Annotated in this window: 27 protein-coding genes, 1 tRNA gene and 1 pseudogene; 8 read left to right on the top strand and 21 right to left on the bottom strand. The window is 60.7% G+C overall.

Annotated features, from left to right (window positions below; genetic code table 11):
• Positions 1-503 precede the first annotated feature (503 nt).
• The 5 genes and pseudogenes from C4Q26_RS18455 to C4Q26_RS18440 all read left to right on the top strand — a co-directional run bounded on the left by C4Q26_RS18455 (position 504) and on the right by C4Q26_RS18440 (position 5,867).
• Positions 504-1,856: an APC family permease gene (locus C4Q26_RS18455; protein WP_023381882.1), complete on the top strand. Its 1,353-nt coding sequence runs from the start codon at positions 504-506 to the stop codon at positions 1,854-1,856.
• Positions 1,857-1,921: 65 nt separating this feature from the next.
• Positions 1,922-3,082 (top strand): annotated as a pseudogene (locus tag C4Q26_RS28865) (chemotaxis protein); the annotation flags it as partial.
• A 150-nt stretch (positions 3,083-3,232) separates the two neighbouring features.
• Positions 3,233-3,988, top strand: a complete 756-nt coding sequence (locus C4Q26_RS28860; RefSeq protein WP_371919402.1) for a methyl-accepting chemotaxis protein — start codon at positions 3,233-3,235, stop codon at positions 3,986-3,988.
• A 76-nt stretch (positions 3,989-4,064) separates the two neighbouring features.
• Entirely contained in the window at positions 4,065-5,024 is a 960-nt protein-coding gene (locus C4Q26_RS18445) for a cation diffusion facilitator family transporter (protein WP_023381884.1), read from the top strand.
• A 153-nt stretch (positions 5,025-5,177) separates the two neighbouring features.
• Positions 5,178-5,867 (top strand): CatB-related O-acetyltransferase, encoded by a 690-nt coding sequence (locus tag C4Q26_RS18440; protein ID WP_023381885.1) that lies wholly within the window; start codon positions 5,178-5,180, stop codon positions 5,865-5,867.
• Positions 5,868-5,907: 40 nt separating this feature from the next.
• Here C4Q26_RS18440 and C4Q26_RS18435 read toward each other — a convergent pair whose 3' ends face one another.
• The 19 genes from C4Q26_RS18435 to C4Q26_RS18345 form a co-directional block, all read right to left on the bottom strand.
• On the bottom strand, positions 5,908-6,423 hold the full coding sequence (locus tag C4Q26_RS18435) for a GNAT family N-acetyltransferase (protein ID WP_049818777.1): 516 nt from the start codon (positions 6,421-6,423) through the stop codon (positions 5,908-5,910).
• 172 nt (positions 6,424-6,595) lie between these two features.
• Positions 6,596-6,671 (bottom strand) — tRNA-Lys (locus C4Q26_RS18430).
• A gap of 61 nt (positions 6,672-6,732) precedes the next feature.
• The gene (queC, locus tag C4Q26_RS18425; protein WP_023381894.1) at positions 6,733-7,407 is read right to left on the bottom strand and encodes a 7-cyano-7-deazaguanine synthase QueC; all 675 of its coding nucleotides are present in this window, start codon (positions 7,405-7,407) and stop codon (positions 6,733-6,735) included.
• Positions 7,408-7,425: 18 nt separating this feature from the next.
• The gene (gene queE, locus C4Q26_RS18420) at positions 7,426-8,073 is read right to left on the bottom strand and encodes a 7-carboxy-7-deazaguanine synthase QueE (protein ID WP_023381895.1); all 648 of its coding nucleotides are present in this window, start codon (positions 8,071-8,073) and stop codon (positions 7,426-7,428) included.
• 160 nt (positions 8,074-8,233) lie between these two features.
• The gene (ybgF, locus tag C4Q26_RS18415; protein WP_027907403.1) at positions 8,234-9,049 is read right to left on the bottom strand and encodes a tol-pal system protein YbgF; all 816 of its coding nucleotides are present in this window, start codon (positions 9,047-9,049) and stop codon (positions 8,234-8,236) included.
• Between the two features lie 6 nt (positions 9,050-9,055).
• Positions 9,056-9,553, bottom strand: a complete 498-nt coding sequence (pal, locus tag C4Q26_RS18410; RefSeq protein ID WP_023381906.1) for a peptidoglycan-associated lipoprotein Pal — start codon at positions 9,551-9,553, stop codon at positions 9,056-9,058.
• Between the two features lie 53 nt (positions 9,554-9,606).
• A complete protein-coding gene (gene tolB / locus C4Q26_RS18405) occupies positions 9,607-10,878 on the bottom strand; it encodes a Tol-Pal system beta propeller repeat protein TolB (RefSeq protein WP_041925740.1) in 1,272 nt (423 codons plus the stop codon).
• 26 nt (positions 10,879-10,904) lie between these two features.
• Complete coding sequence (tolA, locus tag C4Q26_RS18400) at positions 10,905-11,981, bottom strand: cell envelope integrity protein TolA (RefSeq protein ID WP_023381908.1); 1,077 nt, start codon at positions 11,979-11,981, stop codon at positions 10,905-10,907.
• On the bottom strand, positions 11,981-12,433 hold the full coding sequence (tolR, locus tag C4Q26_RS18395) for a protein TolR (protein ID WP_012315816.1): 453 nt from the start codon (positions 12,431-12,433) through the stop codon (positions 11,981-11,983). The genes tolA and tolR overlap by 1 nt, the downstream gene beginning before the upstream one ends.
• A gap of 14 nt (positions 12,434-12,447) precedes the next feature.
• The gene (gene tolQ / locus C4Q26_RS18390) at positions 12,448-13,143 is read right to left on the bottom strand and encodes a protein TolQ (RefSeq protein ID WP_023381909.1); all 696 of its coding nucleotides are present in this window, start codon (positions 13,141-13,143) and stop codon (positions 12,448-12,450) included.
• Between the two features lie 2 nt (positions 13,144-13,145).
• Positions 13,146-13,598: a tol-pal system-associated acyl-CoA thioesterase gene (gene ybgC, locus C4Q26_RS18385; RefSeq protein ID WP_023381910.1), complete on the bottom strand. Its 453-nt coding sequence runs from the start codon at positions 13,596-13,598 to the stop codon at positions 13,146-13,148.
• Positions 13,599-13,723: 125 nt separating this feature from the next.
• Positions 13,724-14,770 carry a Holliday junction branch migration DNA helicase RuvB gene (gene ruvB, locus C4Q26_RS18380; RefSeq protein ID WP_023381911.1) on the bottom strand — a complete coding sequence of 349 codons (1,047 nt, stop codon included), beginning with the start codon at positions 14,768-14,770 and terminating at the stop codon, positions 13,724-13,726.
• Entirely contained in the window at positions 14,767-15,384 is a 618-nt protein-coding gene (gene ruvA / locus C4Q26_RS18375) for a Holliday junction branch migration protein RuvA (RefSeq protein WP_104881358.1), read from the bottom strand. Before ruvA ends, ruvB begins: the two co-directional genes overlap by 4 nt.
• 109 nt (positions 15,385-15,493) lie before the next feature.
• On the bottom strand, positions 15,494-16,018 hold the full coding sequence (gene ruvC, locus C4Q26_RS18370) for a crossover junction endodeoxyribonuclease RuvC (RefSeq protein ID WP_004375291.1): 525 nt from the start codon (positions 16,016-16,018) through the stop codon (positions 15,494-15,496).
• 130 nt (positions 16,019-16,148) lie between these two features.
• Positions 16,149-16,895 carry a YebC/PmpR family DNA-binding transcriptional regulator gene (locus C4Q26_RS18365; protein WP_023381913.1) on the bottom strand — a complete coding sequence of 249 codons (747 nt, stop codon included), beginning with the start codon at positions 16,893-16,895 and terminating at the stop codon, positions 16,149-16,151.
• A gap of 112 nt (positions 16,896-17,007) precedes the next feature.
• Positions 17,008-18,783, bottom strand: a complete 1,776-nt coding sequence (aspS, locus tag C4Q26_RS18360; RefSeq protein ID WP_027907400.1) for an aspartate--tRNA ligase — start codon at positions 18,781-18,783, stop codon at positions 17,008-17,010.
• 94 nt (positions 18,784-18,877) lie between these two features.
• Positions 18,878-19,099 (bottom strand): FmdB family zinc ribbon protein, encoded by a 222-nt coding sequence (locus C4Q26_RS18355; protein ID WP_023381915.1) that lies wholly within the window; start codon positions 19,097-19,099, stop codon positions 18,878-18,880.
• Positions 19,100-19,191: 92 nt separating this feature from the next.
• Positions 19,192-19,518, bottom strand: coding sequence for a ribbon-helix-helix domain-containing protein (locus tag C4Q26_RS18350; protein WP_104884056.1), 327 nt, complete (start codon positions 19,516-19,518; stop codon positions 19,192-19,194).
• A gap of 161 nt (positions 19,519-19,679) precedes the next feature.
• Positions 19,680-20,153 carry a Dps family protein gene (locus C4Q26_RS18345; RefSeq protein ID WP_023381917.1) on the bottom strand — a complete coding sequence of 158 codons (474 nt, stop codon included), beginning with the start codon at positions 20,151-20,153 and terminating at the stop codon, positions 19,680-19,682.
• A 280-nt stretch (positions 20,154-20,433) separates the two neighbouring features.
• Between C4Q26_RS18345 and C4Q26_RS28595 the strand changes: the two genes are divergently transcribed.
• The gene (locus C4Q26_RS28595) at positions 20,434-21,027 is read left to right on the top strand and encodes a cold shock domain-containing protein (RefSeq protein WP_027907399.1); all 594 of its coding nucleotides are present in this window, start codon (positions 20,434-20,436) and stop codon (positions 21,025-21,027) included.
• 34 nt (positions 21,028-21,061) lie between these two features.
• Here the strand turns inward: C4Q26_RS28595 and C4Q26_RS18335 are convergent, their stop codons facing one another.
• Both C4Q26_RS18335 and C4Q26_RS18330 read right to left on the bottom strand, forming a co-directional pair.
• Positions 21,062-21,268, bottom strand: a complete 207-nt coding sequence (locus C4Q26_RS18335) for a SlyX family protein (RefSeq protein ID WP_023381919.1) — start codon at positions 21,266-21,268, stop codon at positions 21,062-21,064.
• Between the two features lies 1 nt (position 21,269).
• Positions 21,270-21,689 (bottom strand): HIT domain-containing protein, encoded by a 420-nt coding sequence (locus C4Q26_RS18330; RefSeq protein WP_104881357.1) that lies wholly within the window; start codon positions 21,687-21,689, stop codon positions 21,270-21,272.
• Between the two features lie 761 nt (positions 21,690-22,450).
• Between C4Q26_RS18330 and C4Q26_RS18325 the strand changes: the two genes are divergently transcribed.
• The gene (locus tag C4Q26_RS18325; protein ID WP_023381921.1) at positions 22,451-23,755 is read left to right on the top strand and encodes an OprD family porin; all 1,305 of its coding nucleotides are present in this window, start codon (positions 22,451-22,453) and stop codon (positions 23,753-23,755) included.
• Between the two features lie 157 nt (positions 23,756-23,912).
• A complete protein-coding gene (locus C4Q26_RS18320) occupies positions 23,913-25,628 on the top strand; it encodes a proline--tRNA ligase (RefSeq protein WP_023381922.1) in 1,716 nt (571 codons plus the stop codon).
• Positions 25,629-25,637 lie beyond the last annotated feature (9 nt).

Genomic DNA, 25,637 nt, shown 5'->3' with positions numbered 1-25,637 from the left:
ACGTGGCAGCGGAAGAATATCACCGACACCCTTCCGGGGTGATGGCCAAGGGGTAGAAATAGCGTTTTTAGGAAACGCCTGACGCGTGAATTGGCAACGTCCTATTCGTCAATTTTTTCGAACATATGCAATGATCAAAACCGCAAAAAATCGCGCACAAAGCGAACAAATAGGGCTTTACGCTGATAAATATGACGTTTTCGTAACATCTTGTCATGTTTAACTTGACACCCACCCCACCCATCGTTTTTTATTTTTCTCACCTTGCTAGCGCCCGATCCACAAAGAAGAAAAGTCGCGTCGTGATCATGCCTTTTTGCACCCATCCTCACGCACCACCGTCCTAGCCCCAGGACCCGCCATACCCGACACCGGCGCCCGTCCGCGCCTCTTCCTGCTCCACACAATAAAGGTGAACAACATGGAGCCCACCCGCTCGCCCTTGCCGCACGCGCAGCTCGCCGCGCACGCCGTCCACGCCCAGCCGCAGGAGCCATGCCAGCATGCAGACTGACCACAGCGCCTCCGGCAGCCACCAGTTCCGCAAGTCCCTGCGTCTCTGGCATGTGGTGATCATCGGCCTCGCCTACCTGACACCGATGACCGTTTTCGACACGTTCGGCATCGTTTCAGGGATTACCTCCGGGCATGTACCCAGCGCCTACATCCTCGCACTGTTGGGCGTGCTGTTCACCGCCGTGAGCTATGGCACCCTGGTGCGACGCTTCCCTCAGTCGGGCTCGGCCTACACCTACACCCAACGCGCGATCAACCCGCATGTTGGCTTCCTGGTGGGTTGGTCGTCGCTGCTGGACTACTTGCTGCTGCCAATGGTCAACGCGCTGCTGGCCAAGCTGTACCTGTCGGCGATGTTCCCGGAAGTGCCGGAGTGGATGTGGGTGGCTGGCTTCGTCAGCCTGATCAGCCTGATCAACATGCGCAGCATCAACCTGGTGGCACACTTCAACCTGCTGTTCGTGGTGGTACAACTGGCAATCATGTCGGTGTTCGTCTACCTCTGCGTACGCGGCCTGAGCCAGGGCGAAGGCGTGGGCACCACCTGGAGCCTGACACCGTTCACCGACGCCCAGACCCAGTTCAGCGCCCTGGCAGCCGGTGCGACCATCCTATGCTTCTCGTTCCTGGGCTTCGACGCGGTCACCTGCCTGTCCGAGGAAACCAAAGAGCCGGGCAAGATCATCCCTCGGGCGATCTTCCTTACCGCACTGATTGGCGGCGTGGTGTTCATCACCGTTTCATACTTCATGCAGGCTTACTTCCCGAACAACGCACGCTTCCATGACCCGGAAGCAGCCTTGCCGGAAATCGCCCTGTACGTCGGCGGCAAGCTGTTCCAGTCAATCTTCATCGCTTGCACCGTGATCAACACCATCGCCTCGGGCCTGGCCTCGCAGACCAGCGTCTCGCGCCTGCTGTACGTGATGGGCCGCGACAACGTGATTCCAAGCGGTGTGTTCGCCCGCCTGCACTCCCGCTACAAGACCCCGGTGGTCAACATCGCCGTGGTTGGCCTGATCTCGTTGTCGGCGATCTTCTTCGACCTGGTCACCGCGACGTCGATCATCAACTTCGGCGCACTGGTCGCGTTCAGCTTCGTCAACTTGTCGGTGATCAGCCACTGCTACCTGCGCGAAGGCAACCGTCAGGGGCTGGCCAACCAGATGAAGTACCTGGTCCTGCCGACCATTGGCTTCTGCATCATCGCCAAGCTGTGGCTCGACCTGAACGAGCACTCGCTGATGTTCGGCGGTATCTGGGCGCTGCTTGGCCTGCTGCACCTGGCCTGGCTGACCAAGGCGTTCCGGGTTGCGCCACCGAACTACATCGCTGAATGACGCTTGCCCCCGACAACGCCCGCGCCTGATCGCGGGCGTTGCCATTGATCGAAAAGGAAAGCCCCATGCCGCTGCGCCGCCTCTCTATCCAGTGGAAGATCACCCTGCTCGCCGGCCTGTGCCTGCTGGTTATCGTTGCATTGCTGGTATCGACCTCGCTGACCCAGGCCCGCCGCAGCGCGGCGCTGGTAAACCAGGCCAACACCGAAATGCTCGACCACAGCGCGCGCCTGCGCCTGCAAGCCCACGCCGAGACCCAGGCATTGCGCATCCAGCGCTACTTCATGGACGCCTATCAGTACGGCAATGGTTTCGCCCGCCTGGTGCAGGCGCTCAAGGCGCGCGGCGACGCCGACCTGCGCCCGGCCCTCACCCAACAGGCCAAGGCTGCCCTGGCGGCCAACCCGGATCTGTTCGGCCTGTACCTGGTGTTCCAGCCCAATGCACTGGACAATCAGGACACCCAGCACATCGCCCGCAGCAACGAGGGCAGTAACGACGCTGGCCGATTCTCGATGTACTGGTCGCAGCCGCGCCCCGGCACGCTGGAACTGGAAGCCATGCCCGAGTCGATGCTGGCGGACACCACCCTGGGCGTCGCCGGCTTCCCCAGCAACCGCTGGCTGACCTGCCCGCTAGAAACCGCCAAGCCCTGTGTGCTGGACCCTTACTTCGACGAAGTCAACGGCCGACAGGTGCTGATGACCAGCATCGCCCTGCCCCTACTGGAGAACGGCAAGGTGGTGGGCGTGATCGGCCTGGACATCGGCTTGGACAACCTCCAGCAACTGGCCCTCGCGGGCCGCAAGGAGCTGTTCGATGGCCAGGGCCAGGTCAGCATCGTCAGCCCGGCCGGCCTGCAGGCCGGCAACAGTCGCGACAGCAGCCAGCTGTCCAAACCTCTGAGCCAAACCCCTGCCGACGGCTTGCTGCGCATTGCCCGCAGCTTCGCCCCCATTCCCAATGCCGCGCCCTGGCAGGTGCTGCTAGAGTTGCCCGAGGCGGTGCTGCAAGCCCCGGCAGTAGCCCTGAACAAGCGCCTGGACGGGCACAATCAAAGTGCCAATCTCACCAGCCTGCTGATCGGCCTGGGCGCCGCGGTGATCGGCCTGTTGCTGGTATGGCTGACCGCCCGCGGCGTTACCCGACCGATTCTCGCCGTGGCAGCACGCCTGCAAGACATCGCCAGCGGTGAAGGCGACCTGACCCGGCGCCTGGACTATGCCCGCCAGGATGAACTGGGCCAGCTCACTGGCTGGTTCAATCGTTTCCTCGACAAGCTTCAGCCGGTGATCGCCCAGGTCAAAGGGTCGCTGCAGGAAGCTCGCGGGACCGCCGACCAGTCTGCCGCCATTGCCAGCCAGACCAGCGATGGCATGCAGCAACAGCAAAGGGAAATCGAACAGGTGGCCACCGCCGCCAACGAAATGAGTGCCACCGCGCAGGATGTCGCCCATAACGCGGCCCAGGCTGCCCAAGCCGCCCGGGGCGCAGACCAGGCCAGCCGCGAAGGGCTGCAACTCGTTGCCAGCACACGCCAGACCATCGACCAGCTGGCCGCCGACATGGACGCGGCCATGATCGAAGCCCGCAACCTGGAGAGCCGCAGCGAGCAGATCGGCTCGGTGCTGGAGGTGATCCGCGCCATTGCCGAGCAAACCAACCTGCTGGCCCTCAACGCCGCCATCGAAGCGGCCCGCGCGGGCGAAGCCGGCCGTGGCTTTGCGGTGGTGGCCGACGAAGTGCGCAGCCTGGCGCAACGCACCCAGGTGTCGGTGGAAGAGATCCGCCAGGTGATCGAAGGCCTGCAGCAAGGCACCCAGGATGTGGTGGGCGCCATGCATGAAGGCCAGCGCCAGGCCCAGACCAGCGCCACGCACATGGAACAGGCATTACCGGCACTGCAGCGTATCGGCGAGGCGGTGGCCGTGATCAGCGACATGAACCTGCAGATCGCCTCGGCTGCCGAGGAGCAGAGCGCCGTGGCCGAGGAGGTGAACCGTAACGTGGCGGGCATTCGCGACGTTACCGAGTCGCTGTCGGGCCAGGCCGACGAGTCGGCGCGGATCAGCCAGGCGCTGAACCGGCTGGCTAACCAGCAACAGGCACTGATGGAACAATTCCGCGTCTAGCCTGTAAAGGCCCCATCGCCGGCAAGCCGGCGACAAGGCCAACGCAAGACCCGCCCTTTCTGATCGAGCCATGACCATGGATGCACCCAACAAAACCCCATTCTTCGACCTGACCAGCGAACAGGGCCTGCTGCGGGCCTCTATTGCTGTCACCCTGTTCATCGCCACCATTGGTATCGCGTTCGGCGTAGCCTCCGGCTCGTTCTCGATCGTCTTCGATGGCGTCTATTCGCTGGTCGACGCCAGCATGAGCGGGCTGTCACTGGTGGTGGTCAAGCTGATCACCTCCCATACCACCACCCTGCATATGTCGCGCAAGCTGCGCGAGCGCTTCACCATGGGCTTCTGGCACCTGGAACCGATGGTGCTGGCGCTCAACGGAATCCTGCTGTGCAGCGTGGCCATCTATGCTTTGATCAACGCAGTGCTCAGCCTGCTGGAAGGCGGACGCCATCTGGAGTTCGACATCGCGATCATCTACGCGGTGCTTACCGTGATCGCCTGCGTCACCATTGCCATGATCGAAGCCCGCGCCAATCGCAAGCTCGGCTCGGACTTCGTGCGCATGGACGTCAAAGGCTGGATCATGTCGGCGAGCATCACCGCGGCCCTGTTGATCGCCTTCTGCTTCGGCTACGCCGTTCAGGGCACTGCCTGGGAATGGATGTCGCCATACATCGACCCGGCGGTGCTGGGCCTGGTCTGCCTGGTGATCATTCCGCTGCCACTGTCGGTGATCCGCCAGGCGCTGTCGGAGATCTTCCTGGTCACCCCCAGCGACCTGAAACTGCATGTCGATGAAGTGGCCAAGCACTTCGTCGCCCTTCACGGCCTGCAGTCGTACCGCGCCTACGTGGCCAAGGTCGGACGCTCGCGAGAGATCGAACTGTTCTTCATCGTGCCACCGGACATGGGGGCCAAGACCATTGCCGAATGGGACGCACTGCGCGATGAGGTGGGCAATGCGATTGGCGGCGAAGGGCCGGATCGCTGGCTGACGGTGGTGTTTACCGGGGACAAGGAGTGGGCGGAGTAAGGCGCGCTATGGGGCGACCACCGGCAAGCCGATCTGCCCACGTGATTTTTTCGACACCGTCTTTCCACTGACGGGATTGAGCACGCTGCAAAAGCTGCGGACAATGGGGCGCGATACCTCATCGCCCAATACCTTCCCGATGCGAACAGCGCCATGCTCAAAATCTTCAGAGAAAAAAAATTCAAGAAAGCATTCCGAAAAATGGGAGGCAAGGCAGCCGGGGGGCCAGATTCCTTCGCCTCCCGCGCCAGCGCATCCATCGAGGAGGGTGTCAAGCTAGGACACATCCGAGTGGAGCCCCCTTCGTTGTCGATTGGTGCGCATACCTACATCAGAAGCGGGACCAAATTATCCTTGATCGCCGAAATTGGCCGCTTTTGCTCCATTGGGTCTGACTGCACGCTTGGCCAGGAGAAACACACGCACCCAATGGACTGGGTGAGCACACACCCGTTTCAATACGAGACCGGAGCATTGTCCTACTCCCCCCAACTATCCTGGACCACCGTAGGACACGACGTTTGGATCGGGCACGGCGCCACCGTGTTGGAGGGCGTGAATGTCGGTACAGGGGCAATCATTGCGACAAGAGCCTTGGTGACCCGCGACGTGCCACCCTACGCAATCGTGGGGGGAAACCCAGCGAAGATCATCAGATACCGCCACAGCGCCGAAACCATTGAGCGACTTCTCCAAAGCGAATGGTGGAACCTTGACCTCGAATTCCTGAGAAGCCTTCCTCTTGACGATACGGAGGCGTTTCTCAAGATTATCGAAAACAGCGCCGGTCTACCGCAGGCAACGTATTCAAGATTGAAAGTCGCCAAACGCACCGCGCAGTGAACGTCCGCAATGGAGTGAAGGAGCCTTGAAAGGTTCGTGTTCAGGCCACCGGCCATACCATGGCACAGCGACTTTCCGGCGCGAATCCGTGCTTGTACTCCTCGCTCAGTATCGCCGCCAGCCGCTGATCAAGGTCTTTGGGGGCCTTGGCCTCAAAGCCCAGGCGGGCGTAAAAGGGGGCGTTCCACGGCACGCTCGTGAATGTCGTAAGCGTGACGAAACCAAGTCTGTGTGACCGCGCGTGATCCTTCGCCGCTTCGATCAGATGCCGCCCTATACCCTGACCTTGCATCGATTGGTCCACCGATACTTCATGGATGTGAAGTTCATTGCCGTGGCGCTCAGCGCTGAGAAATCCTTGCGGTCGATGTTCGGCATCGATTGCAACCCAGCAGGTCGACTGTGCAATGAGTTGGCGATGACGCTCTACGGACATCGGAGGCGACTCAGCCAGCCAACTCAGCTGATCGATCAGGCGAAAGGATTGAGCGGCGGAAGTTTCTATGGCGGGCAGAAGTGGCGCATCTTCCGGCACAGCGGGGCGGATGATAAGCATGCGTCGTCCAAAAAGGGTCACGGATCGTTCATGAATGCTAGAACGAAAAAGCCCACCATAGAAGGTGGGCTTTTCAACACATCTAAGTGAGGCTTGGGTGCCTCATACAGCAGCATGACCAGGTATGGCTTAGTGAAGCCGTGTTTCCTGTACTCGCGGACTGCTGTGAATATGGTGGGTCGTGTAGGATTCGAACCTACGACCAATTGGTTAAAAGCCAACTGCTCTACCAACTGAGCTAACGACCCGTTGGATGGCGCGTATAATACTGATTTCTAACGGGAAATCAACACCCCATCGCAAAATTTTTTAAAAATATCGCGTCGGGTCCTGTACACCGGCGGCCTTGAAGCCCTCGGCACGCAGGCGGCAGCTGTCGCATTTGCCACAGGCACGGCCGTCATCGTCGGCCTGGTAGCAGGACACGGTGAGGCTGTAGTCCACGCCGCGAGCAAGACCCGCCTGGACGATCTGTGCCTTGCTCATGTTCTGCAGTGGCGCCTGGATACGGAAGCCCTGCCCCTCTACACCAGCCTTGGTGGCAAGGTTGGCCATGCGCTCGAACGCTTCGACGAACTCAGGGCGGCAATCGGGATAGCCGGAATAGTCCACCGCGTTCACACCAATAAAGATATCGCGCGCTTCGAGCACTTCAGCCCAACCCAGCGCCAGCGACAGGAACACCGTATTGCGAGCCGGCACGTAGGTCACCGGAATGCCCTCGCCCGGGGTTTCCGGCACATCGATGCTGCTGTCGGTCAGGGCCGAACCGCCAATACCATCAAGGTTCAGGCCGATGACCTTATGTTCGACGACACCCAGGTCCCGCGCTACGCGAGCGGCTGCGTTAAGCTCGGCACGGTGGCGCTGGCCGTAATCGAAGCTCATGGTATAGCAGCTGTAGCCCTCGGCCTTGGCCATGGCCACCACCGTGGCCGAATCCAGGCCGCCGGACAGCAGAATTACCGCGCGTTTCTCACTCATGTACTGCTACTCCTTCAATCAACGTCCAGGTTCGTCGTTCCACAGCAGCTTGTGCAGCTGCAGCTGGAAGCGCACGGGCAGGTTGTCGGCTACGATCCAGTCCGCAAGGTCGGTGGCGCTCACCTGGTGATGACTTGGTGAGAACAACACTTCCCCGGCACGTTCAGCGAGGTTGTACTGAATGAGCTTGGAAACCGCCCAGTCATAGTCCTCGCGAGAGCAGATGACGAACTTGACCTGGTCATTGTGGGTCAGGTGCTCGATGTTCTCGTAACGGTTTCGGTGAGACTCCTCCGAGCCGGGCGTCTTGAGGTCGACTACACGGCTGACGCGGGTATCGGTGCCGGCGATATCCAGGGCACCGCTGGTCTCGAGGGAGACTTCGTAGCCGGCATCGCACAGCCGCTGCAGCAGCGGCAAGGCGTTGGGCTGGGCCAACGGCTCGCCACCGGTTACACAGACGTAACGCGGCTTGTAACCGGCCACCTGCTCGAGAATGTCGTCGAGGGTGCGGACGGTGCCGCCACTGAAGGCGTAGGCACTGTCGCAGTACTGGCAACGCAGGGGACAACCGGTAAGGCGCACGAATACTGTGGGCAGCCCAGCCGTTCGCGTTTCACCCTGCAAAGAGTAAAAGACTTCGGTGATGCGTAATGTGTCTTGCATGATCGCCACGGGCGTGACAGCTAAACAGGCTGTCCGCCTCCGTCAGGCACTGTTGCGGACTCGACATGGCGTTATCCGCAGCAGCGTGTTTACGAAAAAAGGGCATTGATTCTAACGAAAAAACCCGCGACAAGCGCGGGTTTCTTTCAAGCATTGCAGCTTAGAGCTTCTGCAGGTCACGCTGGGCCAGTTGCGCGGCGGATGTGCCTGGGTACTGGCTGATGACTTGCTGGAGGATGCCCTTGACCTTGTCGGTATGCCCCATACGGCGCTCGACATCAGCCAGTTTGTACAGCGAATCCGGCACCTTGCTGTGCTTGGGGTACTTCTGGCCAACCTGGGCGAAGGCCTGGCTGGCAGCCTGCAGATCGCCCTTGGCCAAGTTCACCTCACCCAGCCAATACTGGGCATTGCCGGCGTACTGACTGTTGGGGTACTTGCGCAGGAAGGCGCCGAAGGCTTGTGCAGCCTTGTCGAAGTCCTTCTGCTTGATCAGGTCGAAAGCGGCATCGTAATACAGCTTCTCTTTCGCCGGATCACCCGGTTCGCTACTGGCGGCCGGTTGTTGCGCAGCAGCGCCAGCGGCGCCTGCTGCAGCACCGGCGGCGGCACCAGGTGCACCGCCGGTAGAAGAATTGTCAGGGGTCGCGGCTGGCGCGGCGCCACTGTTGATGCGACGGTCCAGATCCTGGTAACGCTCCAGGTTTTCCTGCTTCATGCGGGCCACATCGTTCTGCAACTCTTCGATGATGCCCTGCTGGCGGGAAATCTGATCCTGCATCTGTTGCAGCTGCATGAACAGCTGGCCCTGTGCAGAGGCAGGGGTCGAAGCCCCTGCCCCGGCATAGGCGCCGCTCGTGCCATAACCCGAAGGTGGGTAAGCACCTGCGTTGTCATCTACTACAGGAACCTCAGCCCAAGCCGCAAGCGGCAGGCTGAGTGCGAGGACGGTTACTACACGGCGGCACATACGCATGAGAACTTACTTACGCAGTTCTACGCGACGGTTCTGAGCCCAGGACTGCTCGTCGTTGCCAGTGGCAACCGGACGCTCTTCGCCGTAGGAGACCAGTTCCAGTTGAGCAGGGGAAACGCCCTGCAGAACCAGGTAGCGCTGAACGGCCTTGGCACGACGCTCACCCAGAGCCATGTTGTACTCGCGGGTGCCGCGCTCGTCGGTGTTGCCTTCCAGAACAACGCGGTTGCCGTTGGCTTTCAGGTCCTTGGCGTGAACGTCCAGGGCGCGCATGGCTTCTGGCTTCAGATCCGAGCTGTCGTATTCGAAGTAGAAGGTGGTGATTGCGCGCAGGGCGGCTTCTTCGCTCAGGGAGCCGTCGACAGCGCCAGTGTTGGCACCGTAGCCAGCGTTCGGGTCAACAGCGCCTTCACCAGCGTTGTCGCCGCCTTTCGAGGAGCAACCTACAGCTACGGCCATGGCCAGAGCCAGCGCAGCAAATTTACCAAACTTCAGCATTTCCATCGTGAAACTCCTAATGAAACCCCAGTGTGTTAAGCAAAAGTATTACGCCGCAATCAGTTCAGGTAAGGGGACCAGGACGGTTCTCTGACTTCGCCTTGAGCGGTAGGAAGTGGGAGCCTCACGCGTCCATTAAGCGACACGAGCATCAAGACTCCCCGGCCCTGCTGGCGGGTGGCGTAGATTAGCATGGTGCCGTTTGGCGCAACAGTGGGAGACTCATCAAGACTGGTCTCGGAGAGAATCTTTACACTTCCACGTTGCAGATCCTGGGCAGCCACTTTGAAGTTGGTGAAACCCTGCTGACGGTGAATCATCACCAAGGTCTTTTCATCGGCCGAAAGTTTCGGGTTGGCGTTGTAGTTACCCACGAAAGTTACGCGCTCGGCACCACCACCGCTGACCGACTGCTTGTAGATCTGCGGTTTGCCGCCACGGTCGGAGGTGAAGTACAGGGTGTTGCCATCTTTACCCCAGAACGGTTCGGTATTGATACCCGGGCCGGCGGTGACGCGGCTGATCTGGCGCGAGGCAACGTTCATCACATAAATGTCCGGATTGCCATCCTTCGAAAGTACGAAGGCCAGGCGGGTGCCATCCGGGGACCAGGCTGGTGCACCGTTCAGGCCCTCGAAGTTGGTGACCTGTTCGCGGCGACCGGTATCGATGTGCTGGATGAAGATACGCGGACGCTTCTGCTCGAACGAGACATAGGCGATGCGTTTGCCATCCGGTGCGAAGCGCGGCGACAGGATCGGCTCGCGCGACTGCAACAGGGTCACAGCGCGGGCACCATCGTAGTCCGAACGCTGCAGGGTGTAGCGGGTGTTGTTGGCCGAGAAGCGCTCAGCGGTCACGTACAGCATGCGGGTGGAGAATGCACCCTTGATGCCGGTGAGCTTCTCGAACGACTGGTCGGCGATGTAGTGGGACATGTCGCGCAACTGGTCGACACCGCCCGCGACGCTGCCGGTCAGCACTTGCTGCTCGGTGGCGACGTTGAACAGTGCGTATTGAACCTGCAGGCGCCCGCCCGACGGCACGATGCTGCCAACCATGACGTACTGGGCACCAAGGGCTTTCCAGTCACGGAAGATCACTTCGCTGGCCTGGGTCGGCTGGCTGATCATGTTCTGCCGTGGAATTGGCGCGTAGTAGCCAGAGTTGCGCAGGTCGTTACCAATGATATCGGCCATGTCTTCCGGCAGCACGCTACCACCCTGCAGACCGAACGGCACAACCGCGATGGGCGTAGCCCTGTCGCTGCCGCTGGTGACCAGGATGTTCTTTTCCTCTGCCATGGCCATGCCAGCCACGCAGCAGAGCATGACCAGCATTCCTCGAAGGAGTTTAATCACAACGCAAGATCCTCAGGTGTAAATGTCATCTTGAACGAACGGTACGGATTGAACTCGTTCGGCTTCAAGCCCTGCATTTCGGTCAAGCGACCGATGTTCTTCACTGCTGCCACCGCCGAACTGTCGAATGGACCGTCTCCACTGGAGCGAGCCACACTGACGCCGGTAATGGTGCCATCCGGCAGCATGCTGATCTGCAGGACTACCGTCATGCCTTTGCGCGCAGAAGGTGGACGCGCCCAGCCTTCGGCCGCGCGCATACGAATCAGGTCGTCGAAATCACCGGCCACCTGGTCCCCCTGCTCGTCGGCCAGGGCCTGCTGCCGCTCGGTGGTGTCGGACAACAGCTCGGCCAATGCCTGGGCTTTCTTGTCTTCCGCCGCCTTGCGAGCCGCTTCCTGTGCCTTCTTCTTCTGGGCATCTGCCGCGGCCTTTTTCTTGGCCTCTTCAGCTGCCTTCTTCTTCGCTTCCTCGGCCGCCGCTTTCTTCTTGGCGTCCTCGGCTGCTTTCTTCTTCGCCTCCTCGGCGGCCTTTTTCTTGGCCTCCTCAGCGGCTTGTTTCTTGGCTTCTTCCTCGGCCTGCTTCTTGGCCTCTTCCTCTGCCTTTTTCTTGGCGATGTCAGCCTGCTGTTTCTCAGCGGCTTTCTTCGCTTCTTCAGCCTTCTTGGCTTCGGCGGCTTTCTTGGCCTCGGCAGCCTTGGCAGCCTCTTCGGCCTTCTTGGCCTCGGCGGCTTCGCGGGCCTCTTCGGCCTTTTGAGCGGCGTCGGCTTTCTTTTGTTCCGCGGCCTTTATGGCCTCCTGCTCGACCTTCTTCTGCTCCAGCTGCTCGACCTCGGTCTGGCGCGAAGCGGTTTTCTTCGCTTCCCCGGCAATCTTCTGATTGGTCTGGGTGGTCGCCTGGCTCTTGGATTTGAGCTGGTACAGGGTCGCCTGGACGATCGGCTTGGAAGGCGGCAGCTCAGGCGTCATCGCAAAGCTGACGAACAGCATGGCGAACACCAGCACATGCAGGCCGATGGCCCAGATGCTGGGCCAGAAGTAGCTTTCCGAGGCGGATGGCTCTCGCTGCTGCATCAGGGCGCCTCGGTAATCAGGCCAACGTTACCGACACCGGCCTTCTGCAACCCGCCCATGGCGCCCATGACGGCGCCGTAGTCGACAGCCTTGTCGCCACGAATGAAGACCTGGGTCTGTTTGCCCTGGTCGCGACCGGCGGCGATGATCTTGGTCACCGCACTGGTCATTTCCGGCAGGGTCATGGCCTTGTCCATCTGCTTGTCGGTGTCGACTTCGCTGCCGAGGTTCCAGTAGTAGGTTTTGTCGGCCTTGATGGAGATGGTCAGGATCTGGACGTTGTTGTCCTGCGGCAAGGCTTCACTGGAAACCTTGGGCAGGTCGACCTTCACGCCCTGGTTGAGCATGGGGGCCGTCACCATGAAGATAACCAGCAGCACCAGCATCACGTCGATGTAGGGCACCACGTTCATCTCGGCGACCGGCTTGCGTTTGTGGCGAACTCGGGCCATGGGCTTCTACCTGCTTACTCTTCGCTGGTGTGCACTTTACGGTGCAGGATCGCCTGGAACTCGTCGGCGAAGGTGTAGTAACGGCCGATCAGCACTTCACTGCGGGCAGCAAAACGGTTGTAGGCGATGACCGCGGGAATTGCGGCGAACAGGCCGATTGCGGTGGCGATCAGGGCTTCGGCGATACCAGGAGCGACAGTGGCCAAGGTGGCCTGCTGGGCGCTGGCCAGGCCACGGAAGGAGTTCATGATGCCCCATACGGTACCGAACAGGCCGATGTACGGGCTGGTGGAACCGACGGTGGCCAGGAACGGCAGGCTCTGCTCGAGCTTTTCTTCCTCACGGGAGATGGCAACGCGCATGGCACGGCCAACGCCTTCCATCACTGCATCCGGGTCGACGCCAGGTTGCTGGCGCAGACGCGAGAACTCTTTGAAACCGGCACGAAAGACCTGTTCAACACCGGAGTCAGGATCGGGGTTGCTGCCAGCCTGGCGATAGAGCTTGGACAGATCGATACCCGACCAGAAACGCTCCTCGAAAGCATCCAGCGCACGACGACCGGCACGCAGCATGGTGCTGCGCTGGAAGATCATGATCCATGAAGTGACCGAGGCAGCCACCAAGGCCAGCATGACCAACTGCACCACGATGCTGGCATTGCTGACCAGACTCCACATGGAGGTATGGTCGACGACGTTAGCTTCCACGCTTATTCTCCTGCATTCGATTGAGTACCCGTGCCGTCCGCCAGGAAGGCGTCACGCAGCTCTGGGGGAATGGCCCGGGGTTTGAAAGTGTCGGCGCGCACGGCGGCCACCAGGAACTGCCCCTCGCAGAGCAGCGTTTCATCCTTTTCCCGCCAGACCTGCTGTACGAAACGCAGACTGGCGCGATTGAGTTCAAGTACTTGCGCGGTGACCCGGAGCTCGTCGTCCAGGCGCGCCGGCGCGTGATAGCGTGCTTCGCTGGAGTGGACCACGAACAGGAGGTTTTCTCCGGCCAGCTGCGCCTGGGAAAAGCCCAGGTGGCGCAACCGCTCCGTGCGCGCACGCTCCATGAATTTCAGATAATTGACGTAATACACCACGCCACCGGCATCGGTGTCCTCGTAATAGACGCGACAACGGTGTGCGAACGGTTCCAGGCCATTTTGCGCGCGCATACTCTAGTGCTTACTCCTCAGCTTGCCAATCCGCTGTAGCAACTGTTTTTTCTTAAATAATGTCTGATTGCCAGCAACCCTGCGGCATGCCAGCGGTAGGACCACGAAAAGCGGGATTCGATCTGTCATTCATCGCCTGGCTCGCAATAATCGCCCCCCTCCCCCAGCCTTCCGGGCACGTTCAGACCGAAATGCAGGTAGGCATGCCGCGTGACTACGCGCCCGCGCGGGGTGCGCATGATATAGCCTTGCTGGATCAGGTAAGGCTCGAGCACATCCTCGATGGTGTGGCGCTCTTCGCTGATGGCCGCCGCCAGGTTGTCCACGCCCACAGGGCCGCCGTCGAACTTCTCGATCATGGTCAGCAGCAGGCGGCGGTCGGAGTGGTCGAAACCACGCTCGTCGACATCCAGCAGGTTCAACGCCAAGTCGGCCACGGCCTTGGTGATCTGCCCCTTGCCACGCACTTCGGCGTAGTCGCGCACCCGGCGCAGCAGTCGGTTGGCGATACGCGGCGTGCCACGGGCACGCCGGGCAATTTCGAAGGCACCCTGGTCCTCGATCGAAAGCCCGAGGATGCTGGCCGACCGACTGACGATGGTGGCCAGGTCCTGGTTGCTGTAGAACTCCAGACGCTGAACGATACCGAAGCGATCGCGCAGCGGGTTGGTGAGCATGCCGGCACGGGTGGTGGCACCGACCAGGGTGAACGGCGGCAGGTCGAGCTTGATCGAGCGGGCGGCAGGCCCTTCGCCGATCATGATGTCGAGCTGGAAGTCTTCCATGGCCGGATACAGCACTTCTTCGACCACTGGCGACAGCCGGTGGATTTCGTCGATGAACAGTACGTCATGAGGTTCAAGGTTGGTCAGCATGGCTGCCAGGTCACCCGGCCGTTCGAGAATAGGGCCCGAGGTACTTTTGACCGATACGCCCATCTCATGGGCGATGATATTGGCCAGGGTGGTCTTGCCCAGCCCGGGCGGACCAAAAATCAGGGTGTGATCCAGCGACTCGTGGCGACCACGAGCAGCCTGGATGAACAGGGACATCTGCTCGCGCACGACGGGCTGGCCGATGTATTCATCCAGCCGCAGCGGGCGAATCGCCCGGTCCTGGACTTCTTCACGGTCGCGGCCAGTGGCGGCGATCAAGCGGTCGGCTTCGATCACTTGGTAATCATCCCCTTCAGGCTACGGCGAATCAGCTCTTCGCTACTCAGGCCAGCCTTGTCCTTGATGGCGGATACCGCCTTGCTCGCCTCCTGAGGCTTGTAGCCCAGAGACACCAGCGCACTGACCGCATCGGCCTCGGCGTTGTTGGCGCTGCTGACCGACACCGGCCCATCGGAGACGAGCGTGAACATCGCAGGCGAGGTTTCCCAGGCCTTGAACCGGTCCTTGAGCTCGACCAGCAAGCGCTCGGCGGTCTTCTTGCCAACGCCGGGCACCCGCACCAGCGTCGAAGCGTCCTGGGCCTGGACACAGCGCACCAGTTCGTCAACCTCAAGGCCAGACATCAAGGCCAACGCCAGCTTCGGTCCTACGCCATTGAGACGAATCAGCTCGCGAAACAGCTCACGCTCGCGCTTTTCATGAAACCCATACAGCAGGTGCGCATCCTCGCGCACCACCAGGTGGGTATGCACGGTGACCGACTCGCCCACCTTGGGCAGACGGTACAGGGTGGTCATCGGCACTTCGAGCTCATAGCCCACGCCATTGACATCGATAATCAGGTGCGGCGGCTGTTTTTCCGCCAGGGTGCCGCGCAAACGTCCAATCACGTTCCGATCCTTCCTCTCGGGGAGCCGATCAAAGACCGCACAACCCTATCAGCAAAAGCAGCGGGTGAACGTTTCACCCGAGCAAAATGTGTATCAGCGCATGAAGTGCTTACAGACGCAAGCGTCCACCACGCCGCCGAGCCGTCGCCAAGCCGTGAGGCACCAGGCTGGAGCGGGTATGGGCATGACACAAGGCGATGGCCAGTGCGTCGGATGCATCGATCTGCGGTTTCTGGGTCAATTTGAGCAAATGCATGACCATCATCATCACCTGCTCCTTGTTTGCCCCCCCGGTACCGGCAACGGCCTGCTTGACCTGGGTGGCACTGTACTCGGCGATTTCCAGACCCGCCTCGGCGGCGGCAACGATCGCCGCGCCACGGGCCTGGCCAAGCTTGAGCGCCGAGTCGGCATTGCGAGCCATGAACACCCGCTCGATCCCCATGGTCACCGGGCCGTGCTGGGCGATGATTTCTCCGACACCACGAAAGACGATCTGCAATCGCTCATGCAGCTCGCCACTGCCGGTGCGGATGCAGCCCGACGCCACGTACTCGCAACCACGCGCGGTTTGGCGTACCACGCCGTAACCGGTGATCCGCGAGCCGGGGTCGATACCAAGAATCAGAGTCATAGTGCCTGTCGTACAAAGCCCATGTTTAAACACCATTGGGGCCGCTGCGCGCCCCATCACTGCAAGCCAGCGATGGGCTGCACAGCGGCCCCAATAAAGCTACCTGCCTGGCCCGGATGCCCAGGACACCTTAGCCAAGTTTTTCCAGGATCTCTTCGGAAATCTCGGCATTGGAGTAGACGTTCTGTACGTCATCCAGGTCTTCGAGCATGTCGATCAGCTTGAGCACCTTCTCGGCCCCGTCCTGGTCCAGTTCGGCGCTGGTGGTCGGCTGCATCACGATCTCGGCATCGGCGGCCTTGAAGCCAGCTTCCTCCAAGGCGTTACGCACGGCATAGAAGCTGTTGAACGAGGTAAACACATCGAACGAACCGTCTTCGTTGGCCACAACGTCATCGGCATCGGCCTCCATGGCCGCTTCCATCAGGGCATCCTCGTCAAGGCCAGGGGCAAAGCTGATCTGCCCCTTGCGCTCGAACAGGTACGCGACCGAACCATCGGTACCGAGGTTGCCGCCACATTTGGTGAAGGCATGGCGAACGGCCGCTGCGGTGCGGTTGCGATTGTCGGTCATGGCTTCGACCATGATGGCCACGCCACCTGGGCCATAACCTTCGTAGCTGAGCTCTTCGACGTTGTCGCTTTCGTTGGTGCCAGCACCACGGGCCACGGCCCGGTCGATGATGTCGCGGCTCATGTTGGCGCCCAGCGCCTTGTCCAACGCCAGACGCAGGCGCGGGTTGGAGGCCGGATCAGGCCCGCCCTGCTTGGCGGCGACCGTCAGCTCGCGGATCCACTTGGTGAAGATCTTGCCTCTCTTGGCATCCTGGCGCTCTTTGCGGTGCTTGATGTTCGCCCACTTGGAATGACCAGCCATATCGACTCCAAAATCCTTGATACAGAAACAAGTTCCGCCCCGTAGGGCGGAACGCGTGTGATCTTGCGCAAAAGCGCATGGGCGCAACCCTGCGGGTGCGCCCGCGGTCCGCTTACTCGACCTTGGTCTGCTCGCGCAGACGGATGTGCAGCTCGCGCAGTGCCTTGGCATCGACCATGCCAGGGGCCTGGGTCATGACGCACGCGGCGCTCTGGGTTTTCGGGAAGGCGATCACTTCACGGATCGACTGGGCGCCGGTCATCAGCATGACCAGACGGTCCAGACCGAAGGCCAGACCACCGTGTGGCGGTGCGCCGAACTTCAGAGCGTCGAGCAGGAAGCCGAACTTCTCTTCCTGCTCTGCCGCCTCGATACCCAGCAGGCGGAATACCGCCTGTTGCATTTCCTTGCGGTGAATACGGATCGAACCGCCACCCAGTTCGGTACCGTTGAGCACCATGTCGTAGGCACGGGACAGCGCGCCGGCCGGGTTGGCCTCGAGCTCTTCAGGGGTGCACTTCGGCGCGGTGAACGGGTGATGCAACGCGGTGAAGCTGCCGTCTTCGTTCTCTTCGAACATCGGGAAGTCGACCACCCACATCGGCGCCCACTCGCAGGTCAGCAGCTCGAAGTCGTGGCCCAGGCGGATACGCAGCGCGCCCAGGGCTTCGCTGACGATCTTGAACTTGTCGGCACCGAAGAACACGATGTCGCCGTCGACCGCACCCACGCGATCGAGGATCACGTTGAGGTTGGCCTCAGGGATGTTCTTGACGATTGGCGACTGCAGGCCTTCGACGCCCTTGGCACGCTCGTTGACCTTGATGTACGCCAGGCCCTTGGCACCATAGATGCCCACGAACTTGGTGTACTCGTCGATCTTGCTGCGCGGCATGCTGGCACCGCCAGGCAGGCGCAGGGCGGTCACGCGGCACTTCGGATCGTTGGCCGGGCCGGCGAAGACTTTGAAGTCGACGTCCTTGAGCTGATCGGCAACGTCGACCAGCTCCAGCGGAATACGCAGGTCTGGCTTGTCGGAACCGTAACGACGCATGGCCTCCTCGAAGGTCATGTGCGGGAACTCGCCGAACTCCAGGTCCAGCACTTCCTTGAACAGCTTGCGGATCATGCTCTCGGTGAGGCCCATGATCTCGGATTCGTCCAGGAAGCTGGTTTCGATGTCGATCTGGGTGAATTCCGGCTGACGGTCGGCACGCAGGTCCTCGTCACGGAAGCACTTGGCAATTTGGTAGTAACGGTCGAAACCGGCCACCATCAGCAGCTGCTTGAACAGCTGCGGCGACTGCGGCAGGGCAAAGAAGCTGCCAGCGTGGGTACGGCTCGGCACCAGGTAGTCGCGCGCACCTTCCGGCGTGGCTCGGGTGAGGATCGGGGTTTCGACGTCGAGGAAGCCGTTCTCGTCGAGGAAGCGACGAATGCTGCTGGTGATGCGCGAACGCAGGCGCAGCTTGTCGGCCATTTCCGGACGACGCAGGTCGATGAAGCGGTAGCGCAGACGGGTTTCCTCGCCCACGTCGGAGTATTCGTTCAACGGGAAGGGAGGGGTTTCCGCTTCGTTGAGCACATTCAGCTGGTAGCCGAGGATTTCGATGGCGCCGGAGGCCATGTTGGCGTTCACCGCACCTTCCGGACGCTTGCGTACCTTGCCAGTGATCTGCACGACATACTCGCTGCGCACGCGGTCGGCAGCGGCGAAGGTTTCGGCGCGATCCGGGTCGAACACGACCTGAGCCATGCCTTCGCGGTCACGGATATCGAGGAAGATCACCCCGCCGTGGTCGCGGCGACGATGGACCCAGCCGCAAAGGGTGACTTCCTGGCCGTCCAGGCTCTCGTTCAGTTGGCCGCAATAATGGCTGCGCATCATGATGGTGGTTTCGCTTCTCGTGATTCGTGTATTCGGTGGAGGTCTTGACCGCCCAGAGGGCTAATACTGCAAGACCCGACTACTGCAATTCAACTCAGTCGGCCTTGTCGCCGCCTGCCAGATTCTTTTTTGCCCCGGTCTTGAAGTCGGTTTCGTACCAACCGTTACCGCTCAGGCGGAAACCGGGCACCGACAGCAGCTTCTTCAACGCAGGCGCCTGACACGCCGGGCAATCGGTCAGCGGCGCGGCGCTGATCTTCTGCAACACCTCCATCCGGTGATCGCAGGATTCACATTGATAGTCATACAGGGGCATGGATGTCTCTCGTCAACCACAACGCAGGCTGCCGGGGCAGCAAAAAGCGGGATTATATATGGTTAACAGGCGCTGCGCAGCCCGCCCGGCGATCAGCGTCCGCTCGGCGGCTCAAGCAGCCAGGCGACGCAGATCACCCGAATCAGGCCACTGAAGTTCCTCACCCCGCCCTGACGCAGGTGCACCTCGCGGTCCACGTACGACAGCACAGCACTGACCGAACAGCCATTGGCTGCGGCAATCCGCTCCAGGATGCGCCAGTAGACCGCCTCCAGGCGCAAGCAGGTGGAAAATCCGTTGAGCCTTACCGAACGGGACACCGGCTGGATCTGCAACATGTCGAAATCGGCCTTGAACGGGTCGACGCACTGCCGACCTGGCCAGCGCCCTTGATTACCCCCTCGCTTCATCGCTTGCATCGTGTCTTGCATCGGGTCACTCCACTGCCACGGGAACTCAGCCCCAATGAAGCCCGCGACACCCACCGCTAAGCAGCGGCAAGGGTTTCCCGCCAAAACGCCAAAGCCCGATTGCGCTGGGCACAACCGGGCTTTATCAGGATTCCGACGCAATAAGACGACTATTTACCGTCCAACAGCACCCGCAACATCCAGGCCGTCTTCTCGTGCACCTGCATCCGTTGAGTCAGCAGGTCGGCGGTCGGCTCGTCACTGACCTTGTCCACCACCGGGAAAATGCTGCGCGCCGTACGCACCACCGCCTCCTGACCCTGCACCAGCTGCCGGATCATTTCGTCCGCTGCTGGCACGCCCTCTTCTTCCTTGATCGACGAATGTCGCGCGTAAAAGGCATAGGAACCGGGCGCAGGGAAGCCCAAGGCACGAATGCGCTCGGCGATCGAATCGACGGCCAGCGCCAACTCGTTGTATTGCTCCTCGAACATCAGGTGCAACGTGCGGAAGGACGGGCCGGTGACGTTCCAGTGAAAGTTGTGGGTTTTCAGATACAGCACATAGGTATCCGACAACAGGCGAGAAAGCCCTTCGACGATGGATTTGCGATCTTCTTCAGAGATACCGATATCGATTGCCATGAAGTTCCCCTTTTCCATGATGGCTTGTTGAACAAGCGGGCCCGAAACACTGTACCAACACTTTCCCCAACCCGCATGTGACACAAGGCAATGGATCGACGGCAACCGCCCTCGGTTTGAGAAGCCCCCGCCTTTGCTGTTAAATAGGCACGGTGCCACCCGTGCGGATTGTCATTGCCGGGTGCATAGGCTGGCCTGCCACGTGTTCGCGCTCTACACCTCATGCGCACCGTGCCGCCAGCTCTTCCTGTGATCGGCCTTATCAACTGTGAGCCAACCCATGTTCAAGATCGTCCATCTGGTGACGGGCGTAGCGGCTTTGCTGCTGTCGCTCATACCTGGCCTGAAAACCGATGCAACACCTTTCCTGCAACAACCCGACGCGGTCTACCTCGCCCTGCTCGGCCTGCTCAACCTGCTGCTCGCCCCGGTCGTACCGCTGTACTACCGAGGCGCTCGCCAGCAATTGCAACACCTGGCCTGCGCCCTGCTGGTGGTGGCCGTGGTGCTGCAGACCCTGACGCTGCTGGCACGCCCGGAAATGGGCAACCTGGCCGCCCTGGTCTGTGCGGCATTGGCCGTCGCGCTGCACCTGGCCGCTGGCTTCGCGCGCAGCGGCCGCAAAGCCCGCAGCACCCAGCAGGCGCCCCTGGAAGGCGGCAAGCGCGATACCGGCACCGTCAAGTGGTTCAATACCTCGAAGGGCTTTGGCTTCATCTCCCGCGATTCGGGCGATGACATCTTCGTCCACTTTCGCGCCATTCGTGGCGAGGGCCACCGCATTCTGGTCGAAGGCCAGCGCGTGGAGTTTTCGGTGATGCATCGCGACAAGGGCCTGCAAGCCGAAGACGTGGTCGCGGTTACCCGCCGCTGACCGTGCACGGCCCTGGCCACCCCAGGGCCGCCCTTCAATAATGTGGCGGAGGCGCCTCTTCGCCTTCACCACCATATTGCCCGACCATTTCTTCGTATCGCTTGATCAGCTCGGCCATCTGCAACTGCAGGCGCTCGATCACCCGCCCCTGCTCGACCACCACATCATTCAATGCCTGAATGGTGTCATCCTGGAACGCCTGACGGGTCTCCAGCTCGATGATGCGCGATTCGGCAGACATTTCAGGCCTCCTGGTATTGATCATCGAGCCGCGCACGCAGGCGCTGGCGTATGGCGTCGACCTGCCCTGGGCCGTGCTCGATCGCAGGCACCTTGCCCCACACCGGCGCCGGCCAGGCTGCATCGCCATGGCGGCGTACGATGACGTGCATGTGCATCTGGCTGACCACGTTACCCAACGTGGCCACATTCATCTTGTCGCCAGCGAACTCATCCTTGAGGACTTCAGCCAGGTAGGTGGTTTCCTTCCACAACTGGGCCTGCTCATCGGTGCTGAGGTCGAACAGCTCGCTCACACCTTCGCGCCGTGGCACCAGGATGAACCAAGGGTAATTGGCATCCTTGCTCAGCAACACACGGGACAATGGGAAATCCCCCAGCACGAGGGAATCCTGCTGCAAACGCGAATCCAGGACGAACACGGCAAACCTCCTAAGAAAACAGCCCCGTCGAATGCGGGAAAACCTGCGCAGAGGATACCCTGCTTCGCCCCTTTGGACATGCAACGGCTCGAATTGCGCTCACTTTCGGTTCACGGACGAGCCACCTTTGCACGCTTGCGGTAACACTGCGCTACTTTTCGCACCAAAATGATGCCGAAAATGTGGATTCCACCACACATCCCCCCACGCAAACGACTCAACTTGAACAGTCCGCGGTAACACATTGACTTTTAAGGCAGCTTTTGGGCATTTGCCGACGTGCTTCGGCGGTAGACCACCCACCCCGATACCGCCCCGTATTTGCGGGACTTCGCGCCCCTTGCCCGGGGATTTTGTGAAAATTTCATGAAGCGTTGCGAATTTTGAGCACGGTTGTTGCATTCCCTTCACGCCAAGTCGGCACGACACCTGCATTGACCGGGTGGACGCGACAAATAACAACAGCGGCATTGGAGGCACCAGGGAGTTTCTCGAACCGGACTTTCTTATTACAGATCGATTACGGTGACAGAAACAGCGCTGGCGTTGTACGCCTCACTTGGGGAGGCGTGATTTGCGACATGGAACTACCTAGAAGCGACATGGGCGTAACGTTACCGAAAGGATGTTTATTCCCATATCGCCAACAACAGTCAGCGTGCTATACATTTTCGCCGACATAACAAGAAAGAGCTGTCCCATATAACTAAAAAACTTGGGCACAGCGGTACTCTTCCTAAAAACCAAAGGAGCAAATCACGATGCGCGTGATGAAGTGGAGCATGATCGCCCTGGCCGTTGCGGCAGGGACCTCGCAGTTCGCCGTAGCCTCTTCGCAAGACGAAGCAAAAGGTTTCATCGAAGACAGTTCGCTGAACCTTAAGACTCGCGCCATGTACATGAACCGCGACTTCAAGCACGGTGCAGGCAACATTGCCGACCCAACCCGCTCCAGCGGCTTCAAGAGCGGCCACCGCGAAGACAGCGGCGCATCGCTGCTGGGCACCTTCGAATCCGGCTTCACCCAGGGCACCATCGGCGTGGGCGTTGACCTCATGGCCATGGGTAGCGTCAAGTTCGATGGCGGCAAAGGCACTGCCGGTAACGGCCTGTTCCGCACCGACAGCGACGGCCACCCGGAAGATTCGCAAGGCAAAGGCGGCGCAGCCGTCAAGTTCCGCCTCTCCGACACCACCCTGAAGTATGGCCGCCAGTTCGTCGCAAGTCCTGTGTTCGCGACCGATGACAGCCGTCTGCTGCCAGAAGTGGCGGAAGGCACCTTGATCACCAGCAAGGAGATCAAGGGCCTGGAATTGAGCGCCGGTCGCTTCACCGCGCTGAGCTCGCAAACCGGCATGGGCAAGGACAGCATCAACGGCAAGCACACGCCTGGCCTGACGTCGGCCAACATTGCCGGTGCCACCTACTCCTTCACCGACAACTTCGTCGGTACCCTGGCAGCCTCTGATGTCGATGACTACTTCAAGAAGCAGTACATCAACCTCAACTACACCCTGCCGATCGATGATACCCAAGCGCTGAACTTCGACTTCAACGGCTATCGCTCCAAGGACCAGGGCCAGAAACTCTACGGCGAACTGGACAACAAACTGTGGAGCCTTGCAGCTGCCTATAGCCTGGGCGGCCACAAGTTCACCCTGGCCTACCAGCGCTCCAGCGGCGACACCGGCTACCTGTATGGCGTCGATGGTAACGGCACTGTCTTCGTGTCCAACTCCATCCAGATCTCCGACTTCGTCGGTGCCGAAGAGAAATCCTGGCAGGCTCGCTACGACCTGAACATGGCTTCCTACGGCGTACCTGGCCTGAGCTTCATGACCCGTTACGTCTACGGTGACAACATCGAGACTACTTCCAACACCGAAGGTAAGGAACACGAGCTCAACGTCGAGTCCAAGTACGTCATTCAGGAAGGCCCGGCCAAAGACCTGTCCTTCCGCGTACGCTACGCCGTTTACCGTGCAAACAACGCGTACAACGCCGACTACGCTTCGGACAACAACGACCTGCGCCTGATCCTCGAGTACCCGCTGAGCATCCTGTAAGCTTCGGCCAACAGCGCTTCGCAATTGAAAAAGCCCGGCACATGCCGGGTTTTTTCTTGGCTGACAACTGCCAGCCAGTGCTGCATTCTGTACGCTTTCGTTTCGCCCCCGTACAATGCGGGGTCATTTCACATTCAGGCAATCGACACGGCTCACCATGCGCACCAGTCAATATTTGCTCGCCACCCAAAAAGAAACCCCTGCCGACGCCGTGGTCATCAGCCACCAGCTCATGCTGCGCGCTGGCATGATCCGCAAGCTGGCCTCCGGCCTGTATACCTGGCTGCCGATGGGCCTGCGGGTAATGCGCAAGGTCGAGGCCGTGGTCCGCGAGGAAATGAACGCTGCTGGGGCCCTGGAAGTGTTGATGCCAAGCATCCAACCTGCCGAGCTGTGGCAGGAGTCCGGCCGCTGGGAGCAATACGGCCCTGAACTGCTGCGCCTGAAAGACCGCCACAATCGTGACTTCTGCGTCGGCCCGACCCACGAAGAGGTCATCACCGACCTGGCCCGTAACGAGCTGTCCAGCTATAAACAGCTGCCGCTCAACATGTACCAGATCCAGACCAAGTTCCGTGACGAGATCCGCCCGCGCTTCGGCCTAATGCGCGGCCGCGAGTTCATCATGAAGGACGCCTACTCGTTCCATGCCGACCAGGCTTCCTTGCAAGAAACCTACGACCGCATGCACCAGGCGTACAGCAATATCTTCACTCGCCTGGGCCTGGACTTCCGCCCAGTGCAGGCCGACACCGGCTCTATCGGTGGTAGCTACTCTCACGAGTTCCACGTACTGGCCGAGTCCGGCGAAGACGACGTGATCTTCAGCGACACTTCCGATTACGCAGCCAATATCGAGAAGGCCGAGGCCATCCCGCGCGAAACCGTGCGCCCTGCGCCAACTGAAGAACTGCGCCTGGTCGACACCCCGAATGCCAAGACCATCAAGGATCTGGTGGACAACTTCGGCCTGCCGATCGAGAAAACCGTCAAGACCCTGATCGTCCGCGGTGCCGAGGAAGGCAAACTGGTCGCCCTGGTGGTCCGTGGCGACCACGAGCTCAATGAAATCAAGGCCGCCAAGCTGGAACAGGTTGCCGACCCGCTGGTCATGGCCACCGATGCCGAACTGCGCGAGGCCATTGGCGCCGGTGCTGGCTCGCTCGGCCCAATGAACCTGCCGATGGAGTGCATCATCGACCGCTCGGTCGCCCTGATGAGTGATTTCGGCATCGGTGCCAACATCGACGACAAACACTACTTCGGCGTGAACTGGGAGCGCGACCTCCCCGTCCCGCAGGTCGCTGACCTGCGTAATGTGGTCGAAGGTGACCCGAGCCCGGACGGCCAGGGCACCCTGGTGATCAAGCGCGGTATCGAAGTGGGTCACATCTTCCAGCTCGGCACCAAGTACAGCGAGGCGCTCAAGTGCCAGGTACTGGGCGAGAACGGCAAGCCGGTCACCCTGTCCATGGGCTGCTACGGCATCGGCGTGTCCCGCGTGGTCGCCGCGGCCATCGAGCAGAGCTATGACGACAAGGGCATCATCTGGAACGACGCCCTGGCCCCGTTCCAGATCGCCCTGGTACCGCTGCGCTACGAAACCGATGTGGTTCGCGAGGCAACCGACAAGCTGTACGCCGAGTTGACGGCTGCCGGCTTCGAAGTGTTGCTGGACGACCGTGACAAGAAGACCAGCCCAGGCATCAAGTTTGCCGACATGGAGCTGATCGGCATCCCGCACCGCATCGTCGTCAGCGATCGCGGCCTGGCCGAAGGCAACCTGGAGTACAAGCACCGCACCGAGCAAGAGGCTCAGGCACTGCCGCTCAATGAAGTGCTGACCTTCCTGCAGGCCCGCGTTCGCCGCTGATAACCAATG

Origin of the sequence: Pseudomonas sp. SWI44 (assembly GCF_002947915.1) — a bacterium.
GTDB classification, from domain to species: Bacteria; Pseudomonadota; Gammaproteobacteria; order Pseudomonadales; family Pseudomonadaceae; genus Aquipseudomonas; species Aquipseudomonas taiwanensis.
Note: the sequence above shows the minus strand (reverse complement) of the source record. Positions and strands in the feature narration are given on the sequence as shown.

Excerpts from the sequence above, each read along its gene's own strand:
- pal (WP_023381906.1), bottom strand. The coding sequence starts at position 9,553 with ATGGAAATGCTGAAGTTTGGTAAATTTGCTGCGCTGGCTCTGGCCATG.
- ruvC (WP_004375291.1), bottom strand. The coding sequence starts at position 16,018 with ATGACTCTGATTCTTGGTATCGACCCCGGCTCGCGGATCACCGGTTAC.
- C4Q26_RS18320 (WP_023381922.1), top strand. The coding sequence starts at position 23,913 with ATGCGCACCAGTCAATATTTGCTCGCCACCCAAAAAGAAACCCCTGCC.
- C4Q26_RS18445 (WP_023381884.1), top strand. The coding sequence starts at position 4,065 with ATGGATGCACCCAACAAAACCCCATTCTTCGACCTGACCAGCGAACAG.
- C4Q26_RS28860 (WP_371919402.1), top strand. The coding sequence starts at position 3,233 with ATGCAGCAACAGCAAAGGGAAATCGAACAGGTGGCCACCGCCGCCAAC.
- tolA (WP_023381908.1), bottom strand. The coding sequence starts at position 11,981 with ATGCAGCAGCGAGAGCCATCCGCCTCGGAAAGCTACTTCTGGCCCAGC.
- queC (WP_023381894.1), bottom strand. The coding sequence starts at position 7,407 with ATGAGTGAGAAACGCGCGGTAATTCTGCTGTCCGGCGGCCTGGATTCG.
- tolR (WP_012315816.1), bottom strand. The coding sequence starts at position 12,433 with ATGGCCCGAGTTCGCCACAAACGCAAGCCGGTCGCCGAGATGAACGTG.
- queE (WP_023381895.1), bottom strand. The coding sequence starts at position 8,073 with ATGCAAGACACATTACGCATCACCGAAGTCTTTTACTCTTTGCAGGGT.
- ybgF (WP_027907403.1), bottom strand. The coding sequence starts at position 9,049 with ATGCGTATGTGCCGCCGTGTAGTAACCGTCCTCGCACTCAGCCTGCCG.
- tolB (WP_041925740.1), bottom strand. The coding sequence starts at position 10,878 with ATGCTCTGCTGCGTGGCTGGCATGGCCATGGCAGAGGAAAAGAACATC.
- C4Q26_RS18335 (WP_023381919.1), bottom strand. The coding sequence starts at position 21,268 with ATGTCTGCCGAATCGCGCATCATCGAGCTGGAGACCCGTCAGGCGTTC.
- C4Q26_RS18435 (WP_049818777.1), bottom strand. The coding sequence starts at position 6,423 with ATGCTTATCATCCGCCCCGCTGTGCCGGAAGATGCGCCACTTCTGCCC.
- C4Q26_RS18365 (WP_023381913.1), bottom strand. The coding sequence starts at position 16,895 with ATGGCTGGTCATTCCAAGTGGGCGAACATCAAGCACCGCAAAGAGCGC.
- C4Q26_RS18350 (WP_104884056.1), bottom strand. The coding sequence starts at position 19,518 with ATGCAAGCGATGAAGCGAGGGGGTAATCAAGGGCGCTGGCCAGGTCGG.
- ybgC (WP_023381910.1), bottom strand. The coding sequence starts at position 13,598 with ATGCGCGCGCAAAATGGCCTGGAACCGTTCGCACACCGTTGTCGCGTC.
- C4Q26_RS18355 (WP_023381915.1), bottom strand. The coding sequence starts at position 19,099 with ATGCCCCTGTATGACTATCAATGTGAATCCTGCGATCACCGGATGGAG.
- C4Q26_RS28595 (WP_027907399.1), top strand. The coding sequence starts at position 20,434 with ATGTTCAAGATCGTCCATCTGGTGACGGGCGTAGCGGCTTTGCTGCTG.
- C4Q26_RS18345 (WP_023381917.1), bottom strand. The coding sequence starts at position 20,153 with ATGGCAATCGATATCGGTATCTCTGAAGAAGATCGCAAATCCATCGTC.
- C4Q26_RS18455 (WP_023381882.1), top strand. The coding sequence starts at position 504 with ATGCAGACTGACCACAGCGCCTCCGGCAGCCACCAGTTCCGCAAGTCC.
- aspS (WP_027907400.1), bottom strand. The coding sequence starts at position 18,783 with ATGATGCGCAGCCATTATTGCGGCCAACTGAACGAGAGCCTGGACGGC.
- C4Q26_RS18325 (WP_023381921.1), top strand. The coding sequence starts at position 22,451 with ATGCGCGTGATGAAGTGGAGCATGATCGCCCTGGCCGTTGCGGCAGGG.
- C4Q26_RS18440 (WP_023381885.1), top strand. The coding sequence starts at position 5,178 with ATGCTCAAAATCTTCAGAGAAAAAAAATTCAAGAAAGCATTCCGAAAA.